10 protein-coding genes are annotated in these 12,802 nt (G+C 63.0%); 3 read left to right on the top strand and 7 right to left on the bottom strand.

Translation table 11 applies throughout. The features are described 5' to 3' along the window. Nucleotides 1-133: 133 nt before the first annotated feature. Nucleotides 134-1,078 (top strand): MurR/RpiR family transcriptional regulator, encoded by a 945-nt coding sequence (locus SARO_RS07750; RefSeq protein WP_324608752.1) that lies wholly within the window; start codon nucleotides 134-136, stop codon nucleotides 1,076-1,078. A gap of 138 nt (nucleotides 1,079-1,216) precedes the next feature. Here the strand turns inward: SARO_RS07750 and SARO_RS07745 are convergent, their stop codons facing one another. From SARO_RS07745 to SARO_RS07730, 6 genes are all read right to left on the bottom strand, one after another. Beyond that, nucleotides 1,217-2,167: a TauD/TfdA dioxygenase family protein gene (locus SARO_RS07745; RefSeq protein WP_011445196.1), complete on the bottom strand. Its 951-nt coding sequence runs from the start codon at nucleotides 2,165-2,167 to the stop codon at nucleotides 1,217-1,219. 32 nt (nucleotides 2,168-2,199) lie between these two features. Further along, nucleotides 2,200-3,573 carry an MFS transporter gene (locus SARO_RS07740; RefSeq protein WP_011445195.1) on the bottom strand — a complete coding sequence of 458 codons (1,374 nt, stop codon included), beginning with the start codon at nucleotides 3,571-3,573 and terminating at the stop codon, nucleotides 2,200-2,202. 10 nt (nucleotides 3,574-3,583) lie between these two features. Then, nucleotides 3,584-4,387 (bottom strand): TonB-dependent receptor, encoded by an 804-nt coding sequence (locus tag SARO_RS21585; RefSeq protein ID WP_256325475.1) that lies wholly within the window; start codon nucleotides 4,385-4,387, stop codon nucleotides 3,584-3,586. Further along, entirely contained in the window at nucleotides 4,384-5,997 is a 1,614-nt protein-coding gene (locus SARO_RS07735) for a TonB-dependent receptor (protein ID WP_256325474.1), read from the bottom strand. Before SARO_RS07735 ends, SARO_RS21585 begins: the two co-directional genes overlap by 4 nt. A gap of 4 nt (nucleotides 5,998-6,001) precedes the next feature. Then, nucleotides 6,002-6,187 (bottom strand): hypothetical protein, encoded by a 186-nt coding sequence (locus tag SARO_RS21005; RefSeq protein WP_143004904.1) that lies wholly within the window; start codon nucleotides 6,185-6,187, stop codon nucleotides 6,002-6,004. Nucleotides 6,188-6,663: 476 nt separating this feature from the next. Further along, on the bottom strand, nucleotides 6,664-8,256 hold the full coding sequence (locus SARO_RS07730; protein ID WP_011445194.1) for a GMC family oxidoreductase: 1,593 nt from the start codon (nucleotides 8,254-8,256) through the stop codon (nucleotides 6,664-6,666). Between the two features lie 257 nt (nucleotides 8,257-8,513). Between SARO_RS07730 and SARO_RS07725 the strand changes: the two genes are divergently transcribed. Beyond that, entirely contained in the window at nucleotides 8,514-10,853 is a 2,340-nt protein-coding gene (locus SARO_RS07725) for a TonB-dependent receptor (RefSeq protein ID WP_011445193.1), read from the top strand. 32 nt (nucleotides 10,854-10,885) lie between these two features. Here the strand turns inward: SARO_RS07725 and SARO_RS07720 are convergent, their stop codons facing one another. Further along, nucleotides 10,886-11,461, bottom strand: coding sequence for a TetR/AcrR family transcriptional regulator (locus SARO_RS07720; protein ID WP_011445192.1), 576 nt, complete (start codon nucleotides 11,459-11,461; stop codon nucleotides 10,886-10,888). A gap of 84 nt (nucleotides 11,462-11,545) precedes the next feature. Between SARO_RS07720 and SARO_RS07715 the strand changes: the two genes are divergently transcribed. Then, nucleotides 11,546-12,790, top strand: a complete 1,245-nt coding sequence (locus tag SARO_RS07715) for an MFS transporter (protein WP_011445191.1) — start codon at nucleotides 11,546-11,548, stop codon at nucleotides 12,788-12,790. The last annotated feature ends 12 nt before the right edge of the window (nucleotides 12,791-12,802 follow it).

Here is a 12,802-nt window from a genome sequence, read left to right as displayed (position 1 = left end):
TCGGAATCAGACGGCATGCTGCATGTGCGAACGGGGAGCTAAGCGCGCTGCGTGACAGCTTTGTGAATTAAACTCAGTTTTTGATCTTATAAAATTGAGACAAAGACAGTAACAGTTTCACACCGTTGAAAAGATGTTAGGGAAGCGGAGGAGTATTCTTCCGAGTCACGAGGTTCTGCCCTCCACCATGCCTTCCAGCCCACAATCTTCCGTCACGGAAACTGCGCACCTGCCAGTTGAGAACGCGCTGACGCGGATACGCTCGGCCCTGCCGCAAATGTCCAAGACTGCCGCGAAGATCGCAGCCTACGTGGTCGAACATCCGGCTGACGTCGTGGGCATGTCGATCACCGATCTCGCCGCGCTTGTGGATGCCAGCGAAGGGAGCGTGATCAACTTTTGTCGCAGCATTGGACTAGGCGGGTTCCAGCACCTGAAATTGAGCCTGGCTCAGGAAATCGTCCAACCCGTACACTTCATCCATGAGGACCTGGAACGCGAGGATTCCACTGAGACGGTCTGCCGAAAGGTGTTCCATTCCGGCATCCAGGCCTTGCGGGATTCGCTGTCCGTCCTAGACCCGAAGGCCATGGCGGCCGCAGTCGACATCATCCGCGCTGCACGGCGCGTGGAAATCTACGGTATCGGGTCGAGCGCGCCGATTGCCGAAGACGCCCACTACCGGCTCCTTCGCATCGGCCTGGACGCCCGCGTGGTGATCGACAGCCATGTCCAGGCGATCTCAGCCTCCCGCTGCGACAAGGATGTAGCCGTGCTGACAATTTCGCACAGCGGGTCCACGAACGAAACCGTGGCCGCGACGCGGCTCGCCCACGAGGCCGGGGCGCGAACCATCGTCATCACCAATTTCGGGCGGTCGCCGATTCAGGCCTATGCCGACGTCGTGCTGTTCACCATGGCGCGCGAGACCCGTTTCCGAACCGAAGCGATGACCAGCCGCATCGCGCAGCTCTGTGTGATCGACGCGCTGATCGCGGCGCTGGCGCTGGCTGACTACGATCGCTCTACAGACGTTCTCAAGCAGACGTTCGACGTACTTTCGATCAAGCGTTTCTGACGTCGACCTCGATCCGGACAATCCCCGCGGCGGACGGAAAGCCCCGGCTTTCGAAACCATTGGAATTGCGGGGTGGCAGTGAGAGTCTGCCACCCCGCCGCCCGCCCTCGGGCAGGCCCTGCTCAGGTCATCCAACCATCAGGCGGGCTGGTATTCGGTGGCCTTTTCCTTCCGCACGGTACGGCTCTGGCGACCGTCGATGCCGACCGGCACTTCACCTGCAATAGTAGCGCGGCGCAGGGTGCGACGCTGCAGACCAAAGTCGGCGACGGCACGGTGCTGGGTCGACTGGTTGTCCCAGAACGCCACATCACCCGGCTGCCAGCGCCAGCGCACGACGTTTTCGGGCCGGGTGATGTGATCCTGCAGGATCTGGAACAGGCGCGAGGAGTCCGCCTGGTTGAGCCCGACGAATTGCTTCACGAAATGACCCAGCAGCAGGCTGCGCTGGCCCGAGACGGGGTGGACGCGGACCACGGGGTGCTCGGTCTCGTAGACGGTCGATGCGAACACGCTCTTGTGGAAGTTCACGCGCTCGCGCTCGGTCTCGTCGCCCTTGGGTGCATTGAGGACGGCGGCGTAGTCGTAAAGGTTGGTGTGGACCGCCCAAAGGTTGTTCACCAGTTGGCGAAGGGATTCCGGTAGGCTTTCGTAGGCGGTTTCACCATTCGCCCAGACGGTATCCCCGCCCGCTTCAGGAACAGTGATCGCGCGTAGGATCGAGCCCTTGGGATAGGAATCGACGAAGGTCACGTCGGTGTGCCAGCTCGAGGCCGCGTAGCCTTCCTTGCTGTCGAGTTCGAGCAGATAGCGCGAACCTTCCGCGACCGGCACGGTTGGATGTGCGACCGGCTCTCCGAACAACGAGGCGAAGCCTTCATGTCGTGCATCGTCAAGGTCCTTCTGGCCGCGGAAGAACACGACCTTGTGGCGCACGACGGCATCCTTGATCGCCTGGACGGTCCCGGCATCAAGATCGCCGGACAGCGTCACGCCGCGGATTTCCGCACCGATGGTTCCTGTGACCGGAACGATGTCGAGAGGAGAGTTGGGGTCCTTGGCATTGGCATAAGTGGTGATGGCAGTCATGGATTTGCTCCTTCGTGTTGAGCTTCAGGGAGTTATTCGGCCGGCTGGAGCGCAGGATCGGCTGCGGTATCGAGGTGGCGGCGAATGGCGTCGTGCTGCTGGGCGTCGAGCGAAAAACCCGAGATGGCGGCAGCGGAAATGGCATGGGCAAGCGCCGGGCCGAGCGCGAAGACGAGCAGGAGGCCGTTCAGCGCCTGGGGCGCGTTGGTTGCGGACTGCGGATCGAAGCCGAACCATGCGATGAGTGGCAGGGCAATCCCGGCGGCAAGCGCGCCGCCGATCTTGTCGGCAAGGCCGAAGACCGAATAGTAGAGCCCTGCCCGCTCCTCCCCGGTATCCGCACGGTGCTTGTCAGCAACGTCGGCAACCATCGAACGCAGCATGATGTTGCCGGAACCCTGCGTCAGCCCTTGGGCGAAGGCCAGCACCAGCACCAGCCAGAACCGTTCGGGCGTAGTCAGCACCAGACCGAGATTGATGAGCGACTGGAGGACTTCGGCAAGAATAGCGGCATCGCGCTTTCCGAGCTTGACGCCGATCCGCTGCCAGATCGGTGCGGAGAGCATGCCGAAGGCATACTGGAACAGAAACAGTCCGGCTGCCCACTCGGGCCGTCCGAGGTAGAACGTGACGTAGAACAGAAGCAGCGCAGTACGGATGCCCTGCCCCGCCCGCACGGCGGCATCCGAGGCGAGCACACGCAGCAGCAGGGAATTGCAGAGGATGGATTGCAGCGCTGCCCGGGGCGACAGCGGCGTGCGCAGCACCGCCCCATCGAAGGCGATGGACGCCGGCTCCTCGCGCGTGGTCAGCGTGAGCCAGAGCGCTGGCACCGCACTTGCAACAACCAGCGCGCCGAACAGGGTAAGTTGCAACCGGCCGTCGCCAGGCTGTACCTTCTGTGCGATCGCAGCCAGCCCGAGCGCGGCGACCAGCGCAACGGACTGAAGCAGCGTGAAAGTGGAAGCGGCGCGGGTCCGGTCGTGATAGCCCGCCGCCACCTCACCGCTCCAAGCCAGAAGCGGCGTCGAGATCAGCGACAGGCCGGTATAGTAGGCGGCAAGTCCCGCCAGCAGCCAGGCTGTTCCCGCGCCATCGGACGGAAAGAACAGCAAAGCCCCCCCGCCAAGGAACAGCACGCCCCCACCGGCGATCCAGGGACGTCGGCGACCGAAGCGGCTCCGCGTCCTGTCGCTCAGTGCACCAACGACGGGGTCGAGCACGCTGTTGAGCAATTGGCCCGCGAGGTAGAGCGTACCCACAAGCGCCAGCGAGAGGCCGAAATCGCGCGAATAGATCGCCGGCAGCCAGGCTGCCACGGGTTGCGCGGCAGCAGTCACCGGAAGGTAGATCGCGCCGAGACGGAAAAAGCGAGCGTTCGACGAGGTGTTGCGGACGGCGGTCATGTCAGCGCACTCACAGCCGGGTCCGCAGCGTGACACCGTACGTGCGCGGCTCGCCCACCTGGGCAGAGACCACGCCGGTGTTCGCGGCGGAAAGATTGAGGAAGTAGTCCTTGTCGAACAGGTTGCGTGCCCAGACCGAAAGGTCCCACAGGCCGTCGTCAGTCTTCAGCCCAAGGCGCACGTTAGCGATGCCGAACCCCGGCACCTGCGCCCAGATCGAATTCGTTGCCGACGTGTTGAAGCTGGACCGGTGTGCATAATCGGCGTGCGCGTACACGCTCAAGGTACGTCCACCGAGATCGCCCAGCGGTGCGCTTCCATCGGTCCCTACCGACCAAGAGAACTTCGGCACACCGGAAAGAGGCTTGCCGGACAGGTCCTGGATTCCACCGAGGTTGAGGTTCTCTACCGCTTGGGGAGCATTGGCATACTGGACATATTTTGCGTCCGTGTAGCTGGCCGATACGTTGAACGACAGGTTATCGCTCGCGCGGAAAGCGAGATCTCCCTCGATGCCGCGTGAACGCACTTTCGGGATGTTGGCGATGTACTGGCGGACGTTGACCGTGTTGGGCACCTGCTCGGTGATCGCAGTCTGGTAGTCGCTGATTTCGGTCCAGAAAGCCGCAGCGTTGAACGTGGCGCGGCGGTCGAGAAACTGCGACTTCAGGCCCAGTTCGAAGGCGTCGACTTTTTCCGGCGCGACGTCGGGGCTGATACCGGTGGGAAGTGCCGTGAGGTTCAGGCCTCCCGACTTGTTGCCGCGCGAATAATTTGCATAGAGGTTCGCGTCGGGCGCGACCTTCCAGTTCAGCTGACAACGCCCGAAAGGCTGTTGTCCGTGAATCTGGTGGAGAAATTGGTGACCGGGTTGAATTGGGTGCGGATCGCGTTGATCGCGGTGACCTGCGCTGTCGTGAAGGCCGAAAGGTCGGCACCGTCGACCCAGAACTGGCTGAAAGCGCCCGACTTCTTCTCATGGCTCCAGCGCAGGCCCGTGGTCAGCGTGAGGGCGTCGGACAAGTGCCAATCGGTCTGCGCGAACAGCGCAAAGGTCCGGGTCTCGGGCGTAGAGGTGGAATTGGCCTCGAACCCGTCGAGCGCTGCATTGGCGATCGTCTGATTGACCGTCGGCAAGTTCCACAGGGCGGCGGCCGAGCCATAACGGGTGGCCCCGTAACCCTTGACGAGCTGCCAGAAGTAGTAGGCGCCCACCACGTAGTCGACCGTCCGGTTCCCCTTGGACGCCAGCCGGACCTCCTGGCTGAACTGCCGCTGGCGGTTGGCCTGCTGCGCCTTGGTCACGATAGGCAGCGAAGTGCTGTCGCCGTCGTTGGCGGGATTCCAGTCCCACCAGCGATAGGCGGTGATCGAAGTCAGCGCGGCGGCCCCGAAGTCCCAGTTGACCTCGCCCGAAACGCCATAGCCTTCCATGTTGGACTGGTAGTGGCTGTCGGCCTCACCGATCCGGTCGAAGGCCCGGAACGTCGGCAATGTATAGCCCTCAAAGCGCGCCGCTCGCACGGCGAAGTTGTTGGGGATCGTCGTGCCGTCGGCATACGTCGTGTGCAGGCCCGCAAAGACGGAGAGAACATGATACTGTTCCTGCTTTGCGTAGTCGCCGATGATCCGGACTTCGAAATCGGGATCAGGCGTGAACAGCAATTGCCCGCGCACGCTCTCGTTGCGGTAGTTCTGGGCGCGGGTGTTGGTGGTCTTGTTGAACAGGAACCCGTCGTTCCCGCTGATCGCCCCGGAAATGCGCACCGCTAGTAGATCGGGCGCGATGCCCGCCGAAGCCGAAGTGCGGATCTGGTGGAAGCCGTAGTTGCCAAGGCTTGCCTCGGCCGAAAGTTCGGGATCGAAGCTGGGCGTGCGCGACGTGATGTTGATGACGCCCGACGTCGTATTCTTGCCGAACAGCGTGCCCTGTGGGCCGCGCAGCACTTCGATACCCTGGAGGTCGACGAGGTCGAACTGCGAGAGGCCGACGCGGCCATAGTAGACGTTGTCGATATAGAACCCGACGCCGTTCTCCAGCCCATCGTTCGTCAATGCCACGTTCGAACCGAGGCCACGGATGTTGATGTTCGTGTTGCGCGGGTTGAAGCTGAAGACCTGGAGGCTGGGCACCTGCTGCTGGATCTGGCCAAGCGTGAAGTCGCCGCGCTTCTCCAGCGCATCGGCGCTGATCACGCTGACGGCGACGGGAACGTCCTGGACATTCTCGTCGCGGCGACGCGAGCCGGTCACGACGATAGCCTCGCCGCCGGCATCGGCCGCCGCTTCCGGCGCCACGTCTTCAAGCGCCGCAGGTTGAGTAGCAGCATCGGCTGCCCAAGCCGAAGCGCTGGAAAGCAGCGGCGCAAGGGCAATGCCGGAGAGTGCGAGGAGACGCTGCCTGGAGATGAAAACCTTGTTCATTCTGTTATTTCCCTGAACCCGTAAATGCTGCCGCAGCGGAGGCGCGGCCGATGGTGGTGACGCTTGGAACGGGCACGGATTCGCGCTGGGAGCCGCCGGTGGCGACGCCGCAAAGGGCAACAATCGTTTGCTGCAGTGACGCGGGATACCGTGCCAGTTCCGCGAGATCGGAACTGGTAAGCGGTCGCATGACGCACTCCTCCGGGCGTCGGTCGCGAGCGGCCGACCCGAATTGCGTTATGTCTGGAAAGCCGGATCGGTTGCCCCGTGCCCGGTCAGGGCAGCAGGAGCGTCAGCGAATGTCCGGCAGGCTGCGCGTCAGGCGCGCATCATATGGGTCTGCATCGTATCACCTCTCTGTTGGAGGGAACACGATGCCTGGCGCCGTCGCCCCAGCATCGCGCGCTTTAGCGGTTGGTAACGCGGAGCAAGCTGCTTCCCGATCAAATGCCGCGGACCAGGACCCTTGAACTGCATGGCGGCCTGATCACCTTCAAGCCATGCGGGTTAATCTCTACTTATTCAGTTGAGTCTTTTTGGTCAAGGTTTCGCGGCACAATTCATGGCGCAACGAAAACTTTCCGCCGGCAAAGCTGGACGGCTGGCCAGCCCATACACCGCGCGGCTAGTGGCGCCCCTGTCACCAGGGAGCGCCGCCGCATTTAATCAGAGGATCATCTGTGCGGCCTTTTCCGCGATCATCACGATCGTCGCATTGGGGTCCCCGGTCGTGATGCGGGGCATTACCGACCCGTCAACGACGCGAAGACCTTCCACACCCCGAACTCGCAACCCCGGATCGACCACGGCGAGTTCGTCATCACCCATCCGACAGGTGCCCACGGCCTCGTAATTGACGTTGCAGGTCTCGCGGAAGAAGCCATCGAGCGCAACGTCATCGGCAATGTCGGCGCCCGGCGTGCATTCGACGCCGCGAAAGCGGGCAAACGCAGGCTGGGCAAAGATCCGGCGAACAATGCCAACCCCGCGGCGCAGCGCATCGCGGTCGCGCCCTTCCGCCAGGTAATTCGAATCGATCAGCGGCTGATCCACCGGGTTGGCAGAGCGGAGGCGCAGCTCCCCGCGACTTTCGGGCCGGGTCAGGATAACCAGGTTGGAGAAGCCATGCTGCCGTGCAATGCCGCCACCCTCGTTGAACAGCAGCGGGATGAAATAGAACTTGAGATCGAGTTCATCGTGCCCGGGCGCGCCCGAGCGCAGATAGGCAACGACGTCGGTTCCGCTCCGGGCCAGAGGCCCCTTGCGCGCGACGAGATACTGAAGGCCCGCCAGCGCCATCCGCAACGGGTTCGTCGCTACCGAGAAGTCGGACACGGGCTCTGGGCAGGTCATCTGGACTTGCGTGCCAATGTGATCGTGGAGGTTGCGGCCCACGCCTTTCAGGTCGACCACCGTACGTATACCGAGCGGCTGAAGATGTGCGCCGTCTCCGATGCCCGACAGCATCAACAATTGCGGCGACTGGAAAGTGCCACCACAAAGGATCACTTCGCGACTGGCGTGGACCTTCTGCAGCGCCCTTCCCTGCCGATATTCCACTCCTGTTGCGCGCGCGCCCTCGAGCAAGACCCGCGTGGCATGCGCGCGAGTTCGTACAACGAGGTTGCGACGTCGCATCGCCGGTTTGAGATACGCGACAGCCGTGCTGATCCTCCGCCCGTTGCGGATTGTGTGTTCCCCCGGCCCGAAGCCCTCCGGGGCGGCACCGTTGTGGTCGTCGCTGTAGGGAAAGCCTGCTTCCTGCGCAGCCCGAAGCCAGGCCAACTGCGCCGGGTTGGTGACCGAAGCATGGGTAACGGACAAGGGACCATCCTGGCCGTGGAAGTAAGGATCGGCGCCCGGGTTGCCCTCGGCCTTGCGGAACCAGGGCAGCACGTCTTTGTATGACCAGCCATCGTTGCCGAGTTCCGCCCAGTGGTCGAATATCTCGGGACTGCCGCGGCTGTAGCACATGCCGTTGATGGAACTGCTGCCGCCCAGCACCTTGCCTCGGGCGTCGGCAAGTACGCGGCCGTTCAGGTGCTCCTGCGGCGCCGTCTGGTAGTGCCAGGCATTGCTGCCACTCTGCAACAACTGGAAGAAGCCCGCCGGCATGTGGATGAACGGACTGGTGTCGCGCCCGCCCGCCTCGAGTACCAGGACACTCACGTCGGGATCGGCCGATAGCCGGTTTGCGAGGACGCAACCGGCCGAACCGGCACCAACGATGACATAGTCGAATGCCTCATGCTTGCGCACGGCTGACCTCCCTCATGAGCGCGCCGATGACGGGGCAGGCCGGGCCGAAATCCCGGCGTGCGAGGCGTGACAAGGTCTTCATTCCAATCGCTCTCCCAAGCTGCGGCGCTCGTCTGCGGGCGGACCTGCCCTGCGCAAGCCCCACTAACGCTACATTATGTATTGTTTAAATTCGTAGCCTGTGTCAAATCTCAAGCTGCAAAATGCAGGCAAGTTCGCGTCGCGATCCTTGAACTGCGGGAAAACGGGAGGATTTCATGACGAATCATCGGATCATGCGCGCCGGACTCATGACTGGCGCTGCGTGCGTCGCATGCTGCGGCAGCGCGCACGGCCAGACGATGGAGGCCGCCCCATTGCAGGATCAACGCGCAGAGGCCGCGCAGCTGGGCGAAATCGTGGTCGAGGCGCGGCGGACCCGGGAAAATCTGCAGACCACTCCTGTGGCGGTCACGGCTCTTACCGGCGAACTGCTTGCAAAGCTCAACGTGCGGGATGTCGTAGCTACCGCGCAGTTCACGCCCAACCTCAGCATCGGCGCCCAGCCGGCGTCAATCACGGCGGCATCGGTCTATATTCGCGGTATCGGCAATGCCTCGCCAAGCGCCGTTTCGGAGCAAGGAGTCGGCATCTATCTCGATGGCGTCTACATCGCCCGCTCCGCCGGGGCGATCTTCGACCTCGTCGACCTTGAGCGGATCGAGGTGCTACGCGGCCCGCAAGGCACCCTGTTCGGTCGCAACAGCGTCGGCGGCGCGATCCAACTGGTAAGCCGCAAGCCGGCGCAATCGCCGGGAGCGGAAGCCAAGTTCGGCTATGGCACGTTCGAGGACTGGTTCGCCCGCGTCCGGCTCGATACCGGCCCCTTGGGCAATACCCCCTTGCGCGCCTCCGTTTCATACATGCACCGCCAGAGGAACGGCTATTTCGACAACACGCTGGCCAAATCCAGCCGTGACCCCGGCGCGCTCAACAGCGAAGCGGTGACCGCCGCGGTACAAGGCGATTTTGGTGATCTGACCGCCAATTATGCCTTCGACTACAACACCCGCGAAGGCGTGCCGGCGTTCTTCCAGGTCGTTGCGGCCAGTGACGACGTCAAAAACTACTTCGGCCAGTCGGAATCGTTTGGCGGCGCGCCGTTCCAGATCGGCCCGGTCGGCCTGCGACAAGGCCAGCAGTTGCCCGCCACGGACCTCTCCGAACGGCTGACCTTCAGCGTGAAGGCGCGGGTCTACGGCCATTCGCTGACGCTCGCGTGGCAGGCTGCGCCACACCTCACGGTCAAGTCCATCACCGCCTATCGCAGCTATCGCCAGGACGGAGCCAACGGTCTTTCCGGGAACGGCAATATGCTTGGTTTCACACTGAGTCCGGTGCTGTTTGTCGACGGCAGCGTAGTGCCCGAAGGCATAAGTCCGGTGAACCTCTACGATGGCTATACCACCCAGCGGCAGCACCAGTTCTCGCAGGAACTGCAAATCTTTGGCGAGGCTGGGCCGATCAAGTACGTCGCGGGTGCATTCTACTTCGACGAGACATCGTCCGAGGCGAACTACCAGACCTTGTCCTACGTCCTGCCCGGTGGAGAAGCTGCGGTGAACCTCTTCCCGCTCCAGGCCTTCAACGGAAAGGCGCGTTCACATGCCGTATTCGGGCAGGTGAGCTTTTCTCCGGGCAACGGCGACTTCGAACTGACCGGAGGCCTGCGCTACACGCACGATCGCAAGTGGCTGACGCTCGCCGGAGACGTTCAGCCAAATCTTGATGGCTCGGCAAGCTATGACAATGTCTCGTGGCTGGCCTCGGCCAGCTACCGCCTGCGCCCCGGGGTAATGGGCTACATCCGCGTTTCGAGCGGGTTCCGGGCGGGAGGCATCAATCCCTCCGCGTCGGAGATCAACGTCTTCGCGCCGGAAAAGATCGTGTCCTACGAAGCCGGGGTGAAGGCCGAATGGTTCGATCGCCGCCTGCGCACAAACCTTGCGGTCTTCCACGTCGACTATCGCAATCTCCAGATATCGCAGTTCCTCGCCGGGACCGGCGGCGCGACCTCTGCAATCGTCAACGCCGGCAAGGTCGCATATCGAGGCATCGAGGCCGAACTTACTGCCCTGCCCGCCCCGGGCCTGACGTTCGACGGCTCGCTGGGGTACACTGCCCCCAAGTACAAGACCTACTTGTATGTCGACCCGGCAACGGACGAGGTCGTCAATGTCGCCAGCGAGGCGCGAATGTCGCAGGCGGCGCGGTTCAACGCACACGCAGGCGCACAGTACGATCACGAAGTGGGCATCGGCAGACTGTCGCTGCGTGCCGACTATTCCTATCGCAGCACGGTGTATTGGTTCACACTGGACAGGCTGAACACCTTCAACCGCGACATACGCTCAAGACCTGACCACAACCTGCGCGCCAGGATCGCACTCGACGATATTGCTCTCGGCACGGCACGGCTCGGGCTGGGTCTGTGGGGCGACAATCTGACAGACCAGCGCAACATCGATTTCGGGATCGACTTCGGCAGCCTCGGCTACGGCAGCGCTTCGTTCAAGAAATCGCGCACGGTGGGCCTGGATGCCCGGATCACCTACTGATGCTGGCGGCGTGTCATGCCAACGAGGCGAAGTCAGGATCTGGCTTCACAACCGGCGATCAGCAACTCGACCAGTTGCTCGACGTAGGCATCGGAGGGAACGTCCTTTGCGATGAGGATGAGCGCGGTTATCGACGTGAACAGCGTCGAGACCACGAGAGTAGGGTCCCTGTCCTCACGCACATCCCCCGCTCTTTGCGCCGCGCGCAAAGGCGCGGCCAGTTCTTCGGAGATGGTCTGCCACTGGCGGTGGGTTTCCTCGGTGAGGAAACCGGGCGCGAGGTTTGCCGTAAGGGCGTTGATCGCGATCTCGTCCGGTCGCGCGGAAAAATCCCGGAAGACTTTGGCGACGTGGCGAAGGTGTTCGCGCCAGTCCTCGCGCAGTTCCACGTTGAATGTGGAATTGTGGGAACGGAGCGCCTCGGCCACGAGCGCATCGCGCGATGGCCAACGCGCATGAATGGTCGAACGTGCAATGCCCGAACGGTCGGCCACGTCGATCATCGTGAAATCGGTTGCCCCGCTCCTGATGAATTGCAGGACGGTAGCGGCAACTGCCTGCCTTACCCGCTCGGTTCGCCCGCCGGGCCGGATGTTTCCACGTGCCATGCCGCGCTCATATCGGGCAACCGTGGGGCTCGACAAGGGCGGAGAGTCCGATCGCTTTCCTCGTCCATCCAGGCGGTAGCCTGAATGCACGCGCGCATTTCAGACAATCCCACGGTGCCCGTCCGCGAAAACTGGCTGCTGCTCATTCCGCTGGCACTCGCCGGCTTCGTCCTCATCGGCGGCATGCTCGTCTCGCTGACCGTCTATACCGCGGTCATGCAAGCAAGGTTCGGGTGGAACGAGACCGAGCTAGGCGCAGGGCCCGTTGCGCTTCTGCTGGGCATGAGTGTCGCAAATCTCGCGGTCGGCCCGGCCATGCAGCGTCTCGGCGTGCGGGCGATTTTCGCCGGCGGTTGCCTGGTTGCCGCCGCCGGATGGGCGGCGGCGGGATCGGTCACCCAGCTTTGGCAATTCATGGTAGCAATGGGCCTTGCCGGTTTTGGCGCAGGTGCGGCGACGATCGTCCCCGGTATCGCCGTCATCACCAGCGCGTTCCGCAAGAACAGGGGCTTGGCCATCGCACTGTTCATCGGAAGCTGTGCTCTTGCCAGTTCGGCGATGCCGATCTTCACCGCATACCTGATCGAAACCGTGGGCTGGCGCACCGCCTTCCGGATCGTCGGCATGGCTGGTGTGCTGCTTTGCCCGCTGCTCGTGCGCTTCCTGCCCGGCACGCTCTCGATCGGCCAGCACGACGAATGCATCGATCCCGGCGACGCGGCGCGCCGGCCCCGAACCGCCGCACTGCGGCTTCCTGCCTTCTGGATATTGACGGCCGCATTGACCGTCAGCCAACTGTGCATGAACGGTGTCCTGTTCAATATCGTCGCCTTTCTCCGCAAGAACGGCCTGACTGACAGCGCGGCGGTCGACCTCTACAGCCTCACCAATTTCATGAGCCTGCCCGGCCTTCTGATCGGCGGCCTTCTTTCCGATCGCGTTAGCGCCCACAGGCTCCTTCCCGCTATCGTCGCAGTGCAGGCTCTCGGGACCTTCGCCTTGCTTGGCATCGGTCACCAAGGGGCGCTTGGACTTTTCGCGACGATCGGCTTCGTCGTTTTTTGGGGCGGCGTGGCAGGCCTTCCGTCGCAATCCGCGTCGCTGCTTCTGGGCGAATTGGTAGGCCCGCAAAGCTTTGCCTCCCTGCTCGGCATCGTCTTCACCATAAACGGCTTCGTAGGTGCCCTCGCCCCCGTACTGACTGGCTGGCTGCATGACGTAAGCGGAAGCTACGTCCTGCCATTTGGCCTGTTCGCCGCGTGCCTTCTGGCGGCGGCCCTTGCCTGTCGCCTTGGCTCCATGAGCCAGCCCAATTCCATGCATGCGTGAGCCGATTTCCAT

Source organism: Novosphingobium aromaticivorans DSM 12444, from assembly GCF_000013325.1.
GTDB lineage: Bacteria > Pseudomonadota > Alphaproteobacteria > Sphingomonadales > Sphingomonadaceae > Novosphingobium > Novosphingobium aromaticivorans.
This window is presented reverse-complemented; position numbering and strand designations above follow the sequence as displayed.